The following is a 16,327-nucleotide window of genomic DNA, read 5'->3' as shown; positions in this document are numbered from 1 at the left end:
CTCGCCGGGATGCATGGTCAGGGGCCGGACACCGCAGATGCGGTCACCTTCCGTCGAAGTCTTGCTGAAAGCTGTCGGAAGCAGGCTATTCTGGGAGACGTTCCCCTCCCTCCGGCCAGCACGACGAAAGGACCGACCCATGACCAGCAAAGTGGCCCTCATCACCGGCGTGACGGGTCAGGACGGGGCCTATCTGGCGGAGTTCCTGCTGAGGAAGGGCTACGAGGTCCACGGCATCAAACGCCGCAGCAGCCTGTTCAACACCGATCGGATCGATCACCTCTACCAGGATCCGCACGTCGACAACCGCAACTTCATCCTGCACTACGGCGACCTGACCGACTCCACCAGCCTGGTGCGGATCATTCAGAAGGTGCAGCCCGACGAGATCTACAACCTGGCCGCGCAAAGCCATGTGGCCGTCTCGTTCGAAGAGCCCGAATACACCGCCAATGCCGACGGCATCGGCGCGCTGCGCATCCTGGAGGCCATCCGCATCCTGGGGCTGACGAAGAAGACGCGCTTCTACCAGGCCAGCACCAGTGAGCTCTACGGCCTGGTGCGGGAGACGCCCCAGAAGGAGACCACCCCCTTCTACCCGCGCAGCCCCTACGCGGTGGCCAAGCTCTACGCCTACTGGATCACGGTCAACTACCGCGAGGCCTACGGCATCTACGCCTGCAACGGCGTGCTGTTCAACCACGAAAGCCCGCTGCGCGGTGAGACCTTCGTGACCCGCAAGATCACCCGGGCCATCAGCCGCATTGCCCTGGGCCTGCAGGAGTGCCTGTACCTGGGCAACCTGAGCGCCCTGCGCGACTGGGGCCACGCCCGCGACTACATCGAGATGCAGTGGCTGATGCTGCAGCAACAGGAAGCCGAGGACTACGTCATCGCCACCGGCGTGCAGTACAGCGTGCGCCAGTTCGTGGACTTTGCGGCCAGGGAACTGGGCATCACCCTGGCGTTCGAGGGCGAGGGCGAGCAGGCGGTGGCCACGCTGCAGGCGGTGCGGCCGATGGTGCGCCGCCTGGGTGGCAGCCATGTGCAGCGCGACCTGGTGGACCAGACGCTGATGGCCGCGGCCGCGCAGGCGCCGCATGCGCCGGTGGGCCGGGCGCTGCTCAACGAGCGGCTGATGGCCAAGCCCGCCACGCCGCTGACCCGCTGCTGGGCCGAGCGGTTGCGGCTGAGCCTGTCCTGAGGACCGGGGCCGGCGTCAGTGGCGTGCAGGCAGCTGGCTGGCGTGGTCCAGCCACTGCTGCAGGGCCTGGGCCAGGTCGGCGCGGCTGAAGCCGCAGCCCTCGTCGCCCAGCATGGCGGCGGTGTCCAGCGGCTGCAGCAGGCGCTCCAGCACGCTTTCATAGCGCTCGGGCAGGCCGTTCCACTCCAGCGCGGCCAGACGGAAGCGGGCACACACCACATCGGCGGGCAACACGCCGGTGGACCATTGGTCCAGCGTGGTGCGCAGGCGGCTGACGGTGGGGGTGCGGTCGTGCAGCATCATGTTTGTCTCCTTGTGGCCCATCTCGGCAGAACTCACCAGAACAGGGCACCCCGCAGGCGCTCAGGCGCGGGCGGGGGCCTTCAGGCGCGTCGCCAGCAGGTTCAATGCCAGCCCGCCCAGCACCAGCGCGGCAGCCCCCAACTTCCAGGGGGGCAGGGGCTCACCCAGCACGGCGCTGGACGACAGCATGCCGAACACCGGCACCAGCAGCGCCGTGGGCGCCACGGTGGCGGCCGGGTGGCGCGCCAGCAGCCAGTTCCAGGCGCCGTAGCCGAACAGGGTGTTGCCCACCGCCTGCCACAGCACGGCGCCCCAGGCGGCCAGGCTGGCTGCGCCCACCACATGGGCCAGGTGGACGGGGCCGCCTTCGGCCAGCAGACTGATGGCGACCAGCGGGGGCACGGCCGCCAGGCTGGACCAGACCATGAAGCCCAGCGGATCGACCTTGCCGGCCGAACGGGCCACCAGATTGGCCACCGCCCAGCTGAAGGCCGCGCCCAGCACCAGCATCAGACCCATCGCGCTGACCCCGGCGGTGCCGGCCGCACCGGTGACGTGCAGGCCGATCAGCCCCATGCCGGCCAGCGCCAGGGCAAAGCCCAGGATCTGCAGCGGACGCAGGCCTTCGCTGCGCAGCAGCATGGCCAGACCGATGGTGAAGAAGACCTGGGTCTGGATGACCAGCGAGGCCAGGCCGGGCGAGATGTCCGAGTGCATGGCCAGGAAGAGCAGACCGAACTGGCCCACGCCCAGCAGCACGCCGAAGCTGGCCAGCGTGCGCCAGCCGGTGGCCGGCCGGGCGATGAAGGGCAGCAGAGGCAGCGAGGACAGCGCGAAACGCAGCGCCGCGAAAGCGAAGGGCGGCAGCTCGGCCAGGCCCCAGCGGATGACGACGAAATTGGTGCCCCAGACGGCGACGACGGCCAGGGCGAGCAGCAGGTGACGCAAGGGCATAGGCGCGCCAGTGTAGGCGCGCGCCTCAGCCACCACCGCCGGTCAGGGCATGCGCGGGCGCGCCGGCGTGGCGCAGGTAGTCGGCCAGGCCGCGGCCGGGCTCGTGCCGAAAGCGGCTGTCCTGGGTGGCGAGGGCGTCGATGCGGTCCAGGCGGAAGCTGCGGAAGTCCTGCCGCAGCTCGCACCAGGCGCCCAGGGTCCAGACCTGGCCCCAGAAGAAGCAGCCCAGGGGACGCACGGTGCGCTGGCTGCCTTGGGCACCGGCGTCGCGGTAGCAGAACTGCACCCGCTGGCGCCCGGCGATGGCCTGGCGCAGCAGGCCCAGGCGCTGCAGGATGGCGGCGTCCGGGCCGTTGGCCGGCACCCACAGTGCCAGCCCCTCGGCCTGGGCCCGCACGCTGGGCGGCAGCACCGAGAGGATGCGGCCCAGCGCCAGCTCGCCCTGGGCGGCCAGGGCCGGGTCCATCTGGGGCTGGGCCAGCCTCAGGGCGGCCACCAGGGCGCAGGCCTCTTCGGCGCTGAACATGAGCGGCGGCAGGTCGAAGCCGGCGCCCATGCGGTAACCCACGCCGGCCTCGCCCTCGATGGGCACGCCCTGGGCCTGCAGATCGGCCACGTCGCGGTAGACGGTGCGCAGCGAGACCTCCAGCCGTTCCGACAGCCAGGCGGCGGTGGAGCGGCGACGGCCCCGGATCAGCTGGGTCAGGCGAAAGAGGCGGTCGGCGCGGCGCATGGGCCGATGATGGCTCAGCCGGCAGCGTGCAGGCCCACGCGGTTGCCTTCGCTGTCCTGGAAGTGGACGAAGCTGCCCATGCCATCGGGCAGGTCCACCCGCGGGGTGAGGATCTGCCCACCCGCCTGGGCCAGGCGCGCCAGGCCTTCTTCCAGCCGGGCGCCCCCATCCAGGTACACCACCACGCCCTGGGCGCCGGGCTGGGCCGCGAGGCCGGCCAGCAGGGCACCGCCCACGCCGGGCTCGGCATAGGGCAGCACGGCCAGCGTCTGGGGGCCCATGGCCTCGCGCCGCAGGGGGGCGGCCAGCAGGGTTTCGTAGAAGCGCTGGGCGCGGTCGATGTCGGTCACCGGAATTTCGAACCAGTGCAGGGCGGATTGGGGAACTGAAGACATAGCGTGAGACTCCTTTGGAACCGGTACTTGCCGGCGGGTGGATGGAACAGGACGCCATGGTGGACAGGGGCTGCTGCCAGCGTGCTGTCAGCAGAGGCTCACCCCCCATTCGTGGGGGGCACCACCCTCACGGGCTTTGTATCCTTGTCCGCCTCTTTTTCAGGAGCTGTTTTTGATGACTTCTTCGATGCGTCGGCGCGACTGGCTGCGGCTGGGTGGCGCGCTGGCCGCCAGCGCCGGCCTGCCCGGCTGGGCTCTGGCCGCGTCCACCCTGACGGTGGCCCCGATGACCCTGCAGCGCCGCACCCTGGCCAACGGCCTGCAGGTGCTGGCCCAGCCCGGTGGCGGCGGGGGCAGCGTGAGCGTGCAGGTCTGGTACCGCGTGGGCGGCAAGGACGACCCGAAAGGTCGCTCGGGCTTTGCCCATCTCTTCGAGCACCTGATGTTCAAGAGCACGGCCCACCTGAAGGCCGAGCAGTTCGACCGCCTGACCGAGGACGTGGGCGGCGAGAACAACGCCTTCACCGCCGAGGACACGACGGCTTACTTCGAGGTGGTGCCTTCGCATCACCTCGAGCGCCTGCTCTGGGCCGAGGCCGAGCGCATGTCCACCCTGAACGTGGACGAGGCCAACTTCCACAGCGAGCGCAAGGTGGTGGAGGAGGAGTACCGCCAGCGCGTGCTGGCCAACCCCTACGGCCGGCTGTTCGAGGCCATGGCGCCCAACGGCTACCTGGAGCACCCCTACAAGCGCCCGGTGATCGGCAGCATCGAGGACTTGGAGGCCGCGTCGCTGGACGATGTGCGGGCCTTCCATGCCACCTACTACCGGCCCGACAACGCGGTGCTGATCGTCACCGGCGATTTCGACCCGGCCGACCTGGACCGCTGGGTGGACAAGTACTTCGGCCCGCTGACCCACCCGGACACGCCCATCCCCCGCGTGAACCTGGCGGAGCCGGTGCGCGAGAAGCCCGCCCAGGTGGCGCTGACCGCGCCCAACGTGCCGCTGCCGGCGGTCATGCTGATCTGGCAGGGGCCCAAGGTCACGTCCGATGACAACCCGGCCCTGCAGGTGGCCCAGGCGCTGCTGAGCGCGGGCGATTCCTCCCGACTGAACCAGGCCCTGGTGTACCGCCAGCGGGTGGCGCAGTCGGCAGGCTTCCAGGCCGACCTGCACACCGATGCCGGCCTGCTGACGGCCTATGCCATTGCCTCGGGCAAGCGCCAGCCGCAGACCCTGGTGGCCCCGCTGATGCACGAGATCGAGGCGCTGGCCCGCGGCCCCATCCCCGCGGCCGAACTGGACAAGATCAAGACCCAGCTGCTGACCTCGGCCCTGAACGAGCGCCAAACGGCGCTGGGCCGCGGCCAGGCCCTGGGCTGGGCCATGATCCAGTACAACGACCCGACGGCGGTGGACCGCGAGCTGCAGCGCCTGCAGGCCGTGACGGCCGACGATGTGCAGCGCGTGCTGCGCCAGTACGTGATCGGCCGCCCGGCCGTCACCCTCACCTACACCCAGGACACCGAGGGGGGCCAGGGATGAACCGGCCAGCCTCGACAACCATGATGCGTACCCTGTTCCCCCTGCGCCGCCGTGCGCTGGCAACGGCGGCCCTGGCCGCCCTCACCTCGGCCCTGGTGGCCGCGCCGGCCCTGGCCGGCACGCCCGGCGTGGACGAGCCGCCGGTGCCCGGCACCCCGCGCCCGCTGGAGGTGCCCAGCTTTGCCGAAGCCACCCTGCCCAACGGCGTGCGGGTGGTGGTGGCCGAGCGCCATGCGCTGCCGCTGGTGTCGGTGGCGCTGTACCTGCACCTGGGCTCGGCCGCAGACCCGGACGGCCGCGCCGGCCTGGCTGGCCTGACCAACGACCTGCGCACCCAGGGTGCCACGGTAGCCGGCAAGCGCCTGAGCGCCAGCCAGCTGGCCCAGCAGGCCGAGGCGCTGGGCAGTTCGCTGTCCTCCAGCACCGACTGGCGCGGCAGCGCGCTGACCATGACCGTGGCCACGCCCAAGCTGGCCGAGGCCGCGCGGCTGATCGTGGACAGCACCCTGCACCCGACCCTGGCGGCCAGCGAACTGGACCGCCTGAAGCAGCAGGCGGCCGACGGCCTCAAGCTCAGCCTGTCCGACCCCATGGCCCTGGCCGGCCTGACCGCGCGCCGGGCCTGGTGGGGCGCGAGCGTGTTCGGCGGCTCCATGACGCCGGCCAGCCTGGCGCGCATCAGCCGCAAGGACGTGCAGGACTTCGCCCGCCTGCAACTGCGCCCCGAACTGGCCACCCTGGTGGTGACCGGTGACGTCACGCTGGAACAGGCCAAGACCCTGGCCACCCAGCTGCTGGGCAGTTGGAAGGGCAACCGCATGGCCCTGCCCAAGCCCCGCGCCGAGGCGGCCGAGGCCCAGACCCCGTCCACCGTGCTGGTCAACCTGCCCGGTGCCGGCCAGAGCGGCGTGGTGGTGATGGCCCCGACCGTGCCCTACGACAGCCCCGAGCGCATGGTGGCCCGTGTGGCCGGCGCGGTGCTGGGCGGCGGCTATTCCGCCCGACTGAACCAGGAGGTGCGCATCAAGCGCGGCCTGAGCTACGGCGCCGGTGCCGGCCTGGACTTCCAGCCTGTGGGCGGCGTGCTGAGCGCCCGCACCCAGACCAACAACGCCACGGCCGGCCAGGTGGTGCAGCTGATGCGCGACGAGATCGTCCGCATGGGTCAGGAACTGCCGGCCGACGACGAGCTGGAAGCCCGCAAGGCCGCCCTGGTGGGCAGCTACGGCCGCCAGGTGGAAACCACCGCCGGCCTGGCCGGTCTGGCACTGGACCTGCTGGGCCGCGACCGCCCGCTGAGCGAGGCCCAGCACTACGTGCCCGAGATCCAGGCCGTGACCGCCCTGCAGGTGCGCGACTACGCCGCCAAACAGTGGTCCCCCATGGCCCTGCGCACCGTGGTGGTGGGCGACATGGCCAAGGCCGCCGAAGGCCTCAAACCCGTGGCCGACAAGCCCCTGACCCTGGACGCCAAGGACCTGGACCTGGAATCACCGACCTTGATGAAGGCGCGCTGAGCGAGAACCGCTTCGCGCCAGCGGAGGGTGGACATGACAAGGGGCACGCCGGGAGGCGTGCCCCTTTTTTGATCGTCCTGACTTGCAACGAATCCCCCCCCCGACCCTGCCGGCCGGCCGGCATGAGCGTGACAACGTTTCACTGCCGGCTGTATTGCCAGCCTGCTTGACCTGGCCCGTCCTTCTGAAGAGTCAACGTCACTTTGCCCCCCACGCTCACAACGTGAAACGAAGCGGTCTTGAAGGCTGGCGCCGCCAACTCGCCCGGTTCGAAATGAACCACCACACCACGAACCTTCTTCGGGTCGATGTCAAACCACTGCGCCGCCACGTTGCCCGCCGGGTAGGCCACCGACACTCTGCGTATCACGGCCCCCTGCCATGGCCCGTCCGTGCGGGCGAGGAACCCCAGCAGGCCTCTGCGACCAGTCATCCCGCTGCGCGTCAGCCCATTGCTGAACTCGGCCGTGATCTGCATGTTCGACCACACCAGGTCCAATCTGGGGGTGGTCACTCGCACCGCCAGCAGCGTGGGGTTGTCAGGCTCGGTGCCATAAGCATCCAGCAGCTGATCAGACACCTCCCCCAAGGAAAACCCCGCGGGCGGAGGCGAGTCCGTGCGCAAGACCACCTGGTCACCGTCGCGCTTCCAGCTGCCTTGCGCCTCCTGGTCCACCGCGCCGTAACTCAGCCCAAAGCTGAATCGCCCGTCTGTCCCCAGTACCAGCTCTGACCCAACCTCGTGCACGCCATCCAGGTAGTAGTGCCCGGCCAGGTCATCACCGGCCCACGCCGCCATACCGACCAGGATGGCTGCCGTGCCCAACAGCCACCGCCTCATGCCGGCAACCCTTCTTCAGTGGCAGAGGTATCTGCCTTCGCGTAATCCAGCTTCTGATCCCCGCCCACGTAGATCACACGCGGGTCGGACGGGAGCGTGCTGTCAGTGTTGAACCCCGCCAACGAATCGTGCACATGTTCGTCGAAGAAGGCGATGATCTTCTCGTCGCGCAAACCTCGCCCGTGCACGTATTCCTCTTCGTAGGTCTCGACCAAGTTGCGATAGTGAGGACGCAGTTGCGAACGCCGCTCCGGGTGCGCCTTCAGTTCCTTCAGGATGCCCGATACGTCTTCGAGCAGCTCCTTGTCATAGTCGGCCGTTGCCTCGGCCAACGCGGAGTCGTCGGCCGCCGTGTCAATGCGTGCCTGTAATTCGCCGATCTGCCGGTCAAGCTCCGCTACTTTGCTTCGATCGGCCGCAATGCGCTGCTTGTAGGCCGCCGTGGCCTGTTGATAGGCCGCCTGCTTGGCTGCGTAGTCGCCCCCTCGGGTTGGTGGACTGGGCGGCTGAAGCATGAGGGCATCACTGAGCGCCGCTTGTCGCTGACGCTTGAGTTCATTCTGCTGGCGTTGCAGCGCTGCCTTGTCACTCGCAAACACCTTTTGGTTGTCAGCAATGCTCTTTTGCTCAGCCTGCCGTCCAAAGCGGATGCGGTACCAGCGCCAAGCGAAATACATGCGCATGTGGGTCAACACGGCCTGCCCCAGCGGCACGCCGCCCCAGACGGTGGCGGACATGTAGTGGTTGAAGCGGTCACGCAGCGTGGAAGAGGTGTCGAAGTCATCGCTGTTGTTGATGTCCCACCCCTGCCCCCCGATTTTCAGCAGAGGCACTCCCGCTGCAATCGCTTCCTCATACATCGCCCGAAGCGGAATCAGGCTCAATTGCAGGTCTGCACTGGGATTTTTGCTACCTGCGGAAACGGCCTGTCCCTCGCCGCTTTCACCCGGCCGGTAACCTCCTCCCACGTCGGAGTGCGCCCCCGGATAGACGTACTCTCTGCAATTGGCCCCACGCGTCAGCGCAGAGCCTTGCACGCTGTCCACGGGAAAGGAGTTGCGCCACTCATGGGCGGCCACCATGTGCACGCATTGCCGCACCACGTCCGGAATCTTCAGGCCATCGGCCCAAGCACCATGCCCATCGGCTGAACCCGGTGACGGATCCGCCCCCGGAAGACCAAAAGCCAAGTCCACGGCCCGCAGCATCTCGGGCTTCTGACGCAGCAAAACATCCTTGGTCATCCGGATGGCATTGCCTCCCGAACGCCTGGACGAGCGGTAAGCGCCCACATTGTTGGCACTCATCGGCAGGCCCACCGACGCCACGGTGTCCCACAGTCCCATGAACTCGATGCTCAGCGGGTAGCGGCCCGTCTTCCAGGTCAGTTGCCCACTCTGCAACACCGTCATGCCCTTGTTCGGATCCACCAGATCACGCACAAAAGCCCGCGCCAAGGTGGCCCCGCGCGAAAAACCGAACACAGCCAGGCGGATCAACAGGATCTTGTTCGTGGGGTTCTGTGCCCGGGCCTCTGCCTGGCTGATGAGCGTCTTCAGTTCCTTGAATGCCCAGTCCAGCCGGTTCTGGCCCATCGCCCCCATGCCCTTGTGAGTGTCCACCATGGGAATGGGGCCCTGTCCTGCATCGCCGATTTCCGCAAAGCGGGTGCCGATGCCAGGGATGTAGCGCCGGAATACGCCCGTCGCGCTGTTGTCACGGGCATGCGCGCGATACAGGCGCGCAACGTTGCTGTGCTCCAGCGTCGGCATGTCAGCATCCATGTTGTTACCCGTCCCGTCGAAGAAGAAGCTGACGTACAGGCTTTGTTGGCAGCTGACCGATGGCGATGCATCAGCATGCGCAGCGTCCATTCCTGCCATTCGCGCCGCCAGGGATGCTTTGCCGACTGAGGGAGCAACGGCCCGCTCAACCAGTGGACCCTTCCCCGCGACTGCGCCCGTGCCGACAAGAGAAGCCACAGTTTGCGCTAAGGGCTGCACCCGAGAAAGTTGCTGGTCACTCATGGCTTAACGTCTGAGCAGAGGGCAGCCTTGACTTCACGCTCAGGATCGAGCTTGAGCAGCGGTTTGGAAGGCATCTTGGTAATAGCTATCTCAATGTGCCCATCGGGATAGAAATGCACCTCCAGGTTATTTGGATCTGCGGGCACAGGGCCTTTGAACACCACGTCTTGCTCTTTGTAGGTGTTGCGCGCAGTCGCGCGCCTTTCGCCATACTTGTTGGTCAAAAACTCAACACACGTATCGGCCACCCACCGCACATGCATCGTTACCGGCAAGGGTGTTCCGTCGATCCAAACAGCACAGCAGGTGCCGCCTCCGCCAGAACTGGTGGGCGTACTGACACTCATGTTGCCGCCCCCTGCGCCATTGACCGAGAACTGGTCGATGTAGCGATTGGTGTAGTTGTAGCCCAGGATGGTGAGGGTATGGGGTTCGCTCGAGGGGGGCGGTGTCGTGGCCGCCTTGCCGCCGGAACGGGCCGGTTGGCAAGCGGCGAGCGCGGTGAACAGAAGCACCAGGGGGGCCCAGCGTGACCAGGAGAAATGGCGCCGAGGGATCATTCGTGGTCTTCCTTGTCTGCGAGTTCAATGTCCACCGCGTTCAGCGGCTTGCGCCAGACTCAGCCTTCCGGCTCTGACGTCTTCCATCAGTGGCGCCCACTGCGGTGTCTGAGCGAAGCCTTCGCCCAGCTCCAAAGCCATCAGACTGTATTGGGCCAGTGCCAAGGTGCTTTGCAGCTTCCACTGCTTTGCGGCCGCCATGCTGCGGCACACAAACTCATGCCGATCCGCCCGCTGCAGTTGCAGGAACTCGGGTGACTCCTGCCGCAGGATGGCAGCCACCGCATCGGGCTCGGCGGCTTCTTGCAGGGCCGCTTGCTGCGTCTCGTCCAAACACAGGGTAGCCTCCGCGAACACAGGCCTCGGCGCTGACGAAATCGCCAGATCCAACTTCTCAATGTTGCCGGAACGCCCCATGTACCACCAAGCATCCAAGGGCGCGAAGAATTCTGTACGTTGCTCCAGGCTCAGCACACGGGCCAGCACCGGGAGCACCCGCGCATCCGAGTATCGAAGCACCGCACCCATGCGCTCGTCGATCTGTACCCACAGACGCGCCCGCAGCGCAGCCACCAAGACCGATCGGTCCCAGGAGCTGGCCAGCCATGAGGCGGCATCCGCCTCAGACGCCCAACGCATGCTGGTGCGAAGCGCCAAACCCTCGCCGCCAACCTCCCTCGCTGTCAGCGGGATCAGGTGCGGCAGCGCCCAGTACTGATCCGGCGTGGCTTGGGCCTGGGTCGGCATCAGTGGCAGGCCACGCTCGGACAACACATGACGATCGGGATCGTCAGGAGACAGCATGGCCCCATCGACCAGTACATACAGGAAGCTCTGAGGACATGCCGCCACAAGCGCCTGCATGTGTGCCGTCAGTGATGCCAAAGGGTCAAGGCGTGTCATGGTCCATCAACCCAGCGCAAAGGGGGCGCCGACACTGGCGGCCTTCAACAGGCACGCCACGCACACCTGCTGCGGCATCACCGGCATGGGGTGATCCACCTTCTCCCCACCCTCAAAACTCTTCGCCCCCGCCTTGACCGTGATGGTCCCCGGGCACTCGAAGGTGATGTTGCCGCCCTCCAGGGTGATGGAGGCGCCGCCGGCGGTGGCCAGGGTGATCTTCTTGGCCGCGGCCCAGTTGACGCTGGCGCTCTGGCTCTGGATGGCCAGCTGCTTTTGCGCGGCCAGTTGGGCGCTGCCGGCCTGGGCCTGGATGCTCAGCGGGTCCTGCCCGGCGATCAGGGTCACGCCGGTGCCCGCGGCCTGGCTGCCGGGCTGGATGGCCCCGCCCAGGATGCCGATGGCCTGGCCGGTGTGCAGCCGGTAGGCACCGGCCACGGCCTGGTCGATGTCTTGCGCGCTGGCCTGGTGGATGTTCTCGCCGGCGGCGTAGACGATGTCGGCCGCCGCGGTTTGCAGCAGGCCGCCACGGGCGCTGACGGCGGCGATGGCGTCGGTGCTGTGGGGCAGCTTGTCGTCGCTGGCCTGGGTGTTCTTGCCGGCCGCATCGGCCTGGGCCTGGTCCACATCTTGGGCGCTGACCATGCCGCTGACCTGGGTGAGCCAGGCGGGGATGGGCGCGGCCTTCGGGTCCACCCGGCTCCGGCCGGCCTGGGCGCTGCCCAACTGGCCGGAGAAGGCCACGGTCTGGTGGGTGGCGGCGGCCTGGCTGAAGGTCTGGCTCAGGGTGCCCAGTTGCCGGGCCAGGGCGATGCCCGCGGCGTTGTCGCCCGCGGGCTCGGCGGCTTGGGTGCCGAAGGTGCTGATGAGCAGGCCCTGGCGGGCGCGCACGGCACCGTAGGCGTCGGTGCGCAGCTCCCAGCCGGTGCCGCGGAAGCTGCCGCGGTGGTTGTCGGCCTGGTGGATGAGGTGGCCCAGGTTGAGCTGGCTGGCGTGCTGGGTGCTGGCCAGCTGCACCCGCAGCTGGCCGTCGCTGTCGTCGAACACGAGCTGGTTGTAGCCGCTGCCGCCGAATTCCTTGCTCTTGTAGCCGGACAGGGCCGCGGCATTGCGCTGGCCGCCCTGGCTGAGCTCGCCCGGCGCGCCGCCGTGCCAGGCCGGGCTGTGGCCGCCGGTCAGGTTGCCCTGGGCGGAGGGGCTGGCGTCGCTGCTGTTGGCAAAGCTGCTGGTGTCGGCCTCGGCCCCTTGGCCCCCCGGCGTGGCGGGCACACCGCCCTCGCCCCGGCCGTGGTACAGGCCGCACAGGATGATGGGCTGCTCCAGGTCGTCGTCCACATGGCCCACCAGCACCTCGTGGCCGATGCGCGGGGTCCACTGCAGGCCCTGGCCTTCGCCGGCCAGCGGCTGCAGCACGCGCACCCAGGGGCTGGCCAGCGCGGTGCCCGGCGCGTTGTCTTCCTGGCCCTGGAACTCGTAGCGGATGCGCACCCGGCCCAGGCGGTCGGTGTGCACCTCCTGGTCGCCCAGCGGAGTGGTGCTGCCGTCGGGCCCCACCACGGTGGCCAGCAGCGGGCCCGGCGCCACCGCGCGCGGGTACAGGCACTGGCCGTGCTCGTCCACCCACAGCGGCCGCCAGGGGATGTGGGCACGGATGGCGGCAAAGGCGTTGGCGTAGCCGCGGGTCTGGGCCTGGCGGATCAGCGCGGGCTCCAGCCACTCGGGCCAGAACTCGGCCAGCGGGTCGTGGCGGCGCCGCCCGCCCCAGGGCTGGAACTGGCGGGCGAGGGTCTCGGCCAGGTCCTTGGGCAGGTTGTTGAGGCCGGCGTGGGTGAGCTCGGTCAGCAGGAACTGCTTGTCCTCTTCGGGGCGCAGGTCGTCCAGCGCGTCCAGCGCGTCCAGCGGGGAATCGGTCAGCGCAAAGCGCTGGCCCGCGCTGAAGCTGCGCACCACCGAGCGGCCCAGCCAGGTCTTGTGGCGGGCTTCGATGGCCTGCTGGGCCAGGGTGAGGCTGCGCTGGAGCTGGCCGCTGTCGGCCAGCAAGGCCCCGTGGCCGCTCTCGCCCAGGCTCTCGTAGGTTTCCAGCCAGGGGGCGTTCTCACCGCCCACGCTGCCGGCGGTGGCCACCTCGGCGGCCACCAGGCGGGCCTGCTCGGGGTCGTAGCGGGTGGCGCTGAGCACGGCCACGGCCTGCTGGCGTTGACCGCCGAAGGCCTGGATCGTGTCCTGGCCTTCCTGCACGCCGTCGCGGTGGAAGCGCACGCCACCCCAGGCGGCCGAGCCCGCGTCTTCCGGGCAGCTCTGGCTGGATGTGCTGTCGGCGAAGAAGACGACGGTGGGACCGGGTTGACCGTCCTCGGCCTCTTCGAAGCGGTAGGCCAGGCCTTCGCGCGCCAAGAGGCGCTGCAGAAAGGCCAGATCGGTCTCGCGGTACTGCACGGTGTAGGGCCGCACGCCGGCTTGGGCCGAGGCGCCCAGGTGCTCGCTCACGCAGGGCGCCCAGCGCCAGCTGGCCCAGGCGGCATAGCGGCCGAGCACGCTGTCGATGAGGTCGGTCAGCAGGGTGTCCTGCCAGACCTGGCTGCGCAGCGTCTGGTCCAGAAAGCCCAGCCAGGGCTGGACGGTGAACTGGTAGCGCGACAGGCCGCCGTCGCTGTCCTCGGCCGCGGCCTGCAGCACCTGGCCGCTGCGGCGCTGCTCGCTGCCGTCGGCCAGGCGGGTGACCAGGGTCAGGGGTTGGCCCAGCAGGGCGCGAAGCGCCAGGCCCTGGGTCTCGCTGACGGCCAGCAGCTGCAGCTCCCAGGGGCGGCTGAGCGCTTCGCGCAGGGCCCAGGCCTGCACATGCAGGCCCGCCAGCTCGGCGCAGGGCGAATCGAGCCGGTACAGGCGCTGCTCATCGTCGAAGAGCCCCAAGGTGCTCGCCAGGGCGCTCGTCAGGCTGCTGATCATGGTGTGCCGCCCTCCCTGGCCGGCTGTTGTGTGGACCTCGCAGCGCACGCCAATTCCACACTCGTCACACTCGCACGCCCCGGGTCGCGCGGATTCTAGGAAGGGGGTTCGGGCACTTCGTCACCCATCCGGGGGAGTTTCCACACGGGCTGTCATGCTTGTCACCAGCAGCAACAAAAAAGGGCCCCGAAGGGCCCTTTGGAGCAAGCAGGTGCGGCTCAGCGCGGCATGGCCTGGCCGGCGGTGGCGGCATGCAGCAGACGCAGGCTGTGCGGCTCGTTCAGGAAGTGCAGCTGCTCGGCGGCGGCGGCGTCCTGCGCGTTGCGGCTGAGCTGCAGCATGCGCTGGCGGCGGGCTTCGCCGCGCAGGCCCTGGCCGGTGTGGCGCGGGCCCACGGCCTTCATGGCCAGGGACGCCAGGCGCGGCAGGTCCGACAGCAGCGCGGTGGCCAGGGCCGGCAGGTTGGCGTAGAGCTGGGCGTAGTGCCAGGCCTGGCGCAGCACGGCGGGCGAACGCGCTTCCTCGGGGATGGTCAGCCAGCCGGCGTCGCGCAGGCGCTGGCCCAGCGCGCCCTGGCTGCTCAGCACCGTGAAGGGCACCGAGAACAGCAGCGGCAGGCCCATGGGCAGCAACCACAGCGTGGTGGCCGGCGACACGCTGGACACCGCCACCAGGGCCACGGCCACCACGGCGGTCAGCGGGCCGAAGCGGCGCAGGGCCTCGGTCCAGCTGACGTCGCTGGCTTCCCGCGGGGGCGACTTCCATTCCAGGGTCCAGCCGGTCAGGCCGCCGATGACGAAGAGGCTGTGCGCGGCCATGCGGATGGGGGCCTGGATGGCCGACATCAGCGCTTCCAGCACTGAGCTGGCGATCAGCTGCACGGTGCCACCGAAGGCGGCCTGCTCACCCCGGCGCAGCACGGCCCACACGCCCAGCACGCGCGGCAGGGCCAGCATCAGGCCGGTGGTGATCCACAGCGTGATCACGCTGCGGTGGGTCAGCAGGGTCGGCACGGTGTCGTCGTTGCTGTTCATCCAGATGCCGGCGCCCAGCACCACGTAGGCCAGCCACAGCGGGGCCGACACATAGGACATGGCGCCGGTGGCCAGCATGGCGCGGTGCACGCCCTTGAGGCCCGGCTCGGCGATCAGGCGGGCGTTCTGCAGGTTGCCCTGGCACCAGCGGCGGTCGCGCTGCAGCTCGGCCAGCAGGTGCGGCGGTTGCTGCTCGTAGCTGCCTTCCAGGTCGCCCACCAGCCACACCTCGTAGCCGGCGCGACGCATCAGCGCGGCCTCGACGAAGTCGTGCGAGAGGATCTCGCCGGCCAGCGCGCCGGTGCCCGGCAGGGTGCCCAGGCCGCAGTGCTTCATGAAGGGTTCGACGCGGATGATGGCGTTGTGGCCCCAGTAGTGGGCCTCGCCCAGCTGCCAGAACTGCATGCCCAGGGTGAACAGGCGGCCGGTCACCCGGCTGGCGAACTGCTGGGCGCGGGCGTGCAGGGTGGCATGGCCGCAGGCGCGCGGAGCGGTCTGCAGGATGCCGGCGCGCGGGTTCTTCTCCATCAGGCGGGCCAGCGTCACCAGGGTGTCGCCGCTCATCACGCTGTCGGCGTCCATCACCACCATGTAGCGGTAGTCACGGCCCCAGCGGCGGCAGAAGTCGGCCACGTTGCCGGCCTTGCGGCGGGTGCGCAGCTGGCGCCAGCGGTAGTACACGCGGATGTCGCTGCCGCCGGCGGCCAGTTGCTCGCGCATCGTCTGCCAGGCACGCAGCTCGGCAGCACGCACTTCGGGGCGGTTGGTGTCCGACAGCACGAAGACGTCGAACAGGCGCTGGGCGCCCGAGGCGGTCAGCGATTCGCAGGTGGCGCGCAGGCCGGCGAAGACGGTGGTCACGTCCTCGTTGCAGATGGGCATGATGACCGCGGTGCGGGCATCGGCCGGCAGGGTCACGCCCTCGGCGTCCTGGGCCGAGAGGGTGTGGCGGTCGCCCTTGAGGGTGACCCAGAATCCCATCACCGCGGTGATGGCACCGGCGGCCACCCAGGCGAACAGCAGGGTGAACAGGGCGACCTGGGCCAGCTCGACCACATTGGTGCCGGCGCTGGGCTGGATGCTCCAGAGCAGGCCGGCCGACAGCAGGGTGGCCGACAGCACCCAGAACAGCAGCCAGCGGCGGCGGGTCTTGGCGGCGGCTTCCCAGGCGGCGGGGGCGGCGGCGCTGCGCGCGGCGCTCTCGCGCCAGGGCGCGTCGGCCGGGGCGGTGTCGCCGCGCAGGCGGCGCGTCACGCCCAGCCAGGGCTGGGGCTTCATGCTGCCACGGTGGATGGGGGGCATGCCCGGGGCCGCGGTGGCGCCCGACGGGGTGGTGCTCGGAGTGCGGGTGTGGGTCATGG

General features: G+C 69.3%; 13 protein-coding genes. 3 read left to right on the top strand and 10 right to left on the bottom strand.

Features of this window, described 5'->3' with window-relative positions:
* Positions 1-139: 139 nt before the first annotated feature.
* Positions 140-1,204, top strand: a complete 1,065-nt coding sequence (gene gmd / locus LRM40_RS01365) for a GDP-mannose 4,6-dehydratase (protein WP_231067663.1) — start codon at positions 140-142, stop codon at positions 1,202-1,204.
* Between the two features lie 15 nt (positions 1,205-1,219).
* Here the strand turns inward: gmd and LRM40_RS01360 are convergent, their stop codons facing one another.
* The 4 genes from LRM40_RS01360 to LRM40_RS01345 are packed head-to-tail and all read right to left on the bottom strand — an operon-like array spanning position 1,220 to position 3,589.
* On the bottom strand, positions 1,220-1,507 hold the full coding sequence (locus LRM40_RS01360; RefSeq protein ID WP_151124522.1) for a hypothetical protein: 288 nt from the start codon (positions 1,505-1,507) through the stop codon (positions 1,220-1,222).
* Between the two features lie 60 nt (positions 1,508-1,567).
* The gene (locus tag LRM40_RS01355; protein WP_151124521.1) at positions 1,568-2,461 is read right to left on the bottom strand and encodes an EamA family transporter; all 894 of its coding nucleotides are present in this window, start codon (positions 2,459-2,461) and stop codon (positions 1,568-1,570) included.
* A 25-nt stretch (positions 2,462-2,486) separates the two neighbouring features.
* The gene (locus LRM40_RS01350; RefSeq protein ID WP_151124520.1) at positions 2,487-3,194 is read right to left on the bottom strand and encodes a helix-turn-helix transcriptional regulator; all 708 of its coding nucleotides are present in this window, start codon (positions 3,192-3,194) and stop codon (positions 2,487-2,489) included.
* Between the two features lie 14 nt (positions 3,195-3,208).
* Positions 3,209-3,589, bottom strand: coding sequence for a VOC family protein (locus LRM40_RS01345; protein ID WP_151124519.1), 381 nt, complete (start codon positions 3,587-3,589; stop codon positions 3,209-3,211).
* Positions 3,590-3,764: 175 nt separating this feature from the next.
* On the opposite strand from LRM40_RS01345, the gene LRM40_RS01340 reads away from it, so the two are divergent.
* On the top strand, positions 3,765-5,138 hold the full coding sequence (locus LRM40_RS01340) for a M16 family metallopeptidase (RefSeq protein WP_211373005.1): 1,374 nt from the start codon (positions 3,765-3,767) through the stop codon (positions 5,136-5,138).
* Between the two features lie 20 nt (positions 5,139-5,158).
* Complete coding sequence (locus LRM40_RS01335; protein ID WP_231067662.1) at positions 5,159-6,655, top strand: M16 family metallopeptidase; 1,497 nt, start codon at positions 5,159-5,161, stop codon at positions 6,653-6,655.
* 139 nt (positions 6,656-6,794) lie between these two features.
* On the opposite strand, the gene LRM40_RS01330 is transcribed toward LRM40_RS01335, so the two are convergent.
* The 6 genes from LRM40_RS01330 to mdoH form a co-directional block, all read right to left on the bottom strand.
* Positions 6,795-7,496: a hypothetical protein gene (locus LRM40_RS01330; protein ID WP_151124517.1), complete on the bottom strand. Its 702-nt coding sequence runs from the start codon at positions 7,494-7,496 to the stop codon at positions 6,795-6,797.
* The gene (locus LRM40_RS01325) at positions 7,493-9,370 is read right to left on the bottom strand and encodes a T6SS phospholipase effector Tle1-like catalytic domain-containing protein (protein ID WP_231067661.1); all 1,878 of its coding nucleotides are present in this window, start codon (positions 9,368-9,370) and stop codon (positions 7,493-7,495) included. Before LRM40_RS01325 ends, LRM40_RS01330 begins: the two co-directional genes overlap by 4 nt.
* A 149-nt stretch (positions 9,371-9,519) precedes the next feature.
* Entirely contained in the window at positions 9,520-10,038 is a 519-nt protein-coding gene (locus LRM40_RS01320) for a DUF3304 domain-containing protein (protein WP_170288888.1), read from the bottom strand.
* A gap of 69 nt (positions 10,039-10,107) precedes the next feature.
* Positions 10,108-10,947 carry a DUF4123 domain-containing protein gene (locus LRM40_RS01315; protein ID WP_259372494.1) on the bottom strand — a complete coding sequence of 280 codons (840 nt, stop codon included), beginning with the start codon at positions 10,945-10,947 and terminating at the stop codon, positions 10,108-10,110.
* Between the two features lie 45 nt (positions 10,948-10,992).
* On the bottom strand, positions 10,993-13,932 hold the full coding sequence (locus LRM40_RS01310) for a type VI secretion system Vgr family protein (protein ID WP_151124513.1): 2,940 nt from the start codon (positions 13,930-13,932) through the stop codon (positions 10,993-10,995).
* A gap of 218 nt (positions 13,933-14,150) precedes the next feature.
* Complete coding sequence (gene mdoH, locus LRM40_RS01305; protein ID WP_231067659.1) at positions 14,151-16,325, bottom strand: glucans biosynthesis glucosyltransferase MdoH; 2,175 nt, start codon at positions 16,323-16,325, stop codon at positions 14,151-14,153.
* Positions 16,326-16,327: the final 2 nt, after the last annotated feature.

Source organism: Ideonella dechloratans, assembly GCF_021049305.1.
Classification (GTDB): Bacteria; Pseudomonadota; Gammaproteobacteria; order Burkholderiales; family Burkholderiaceae_C; genus Ideonella; species Ideonella dechloratans.
Note: the sequence above shows the minus strand (reverse complement) of the source record. Positions and strands in the feature narration are given on the sequence as shown.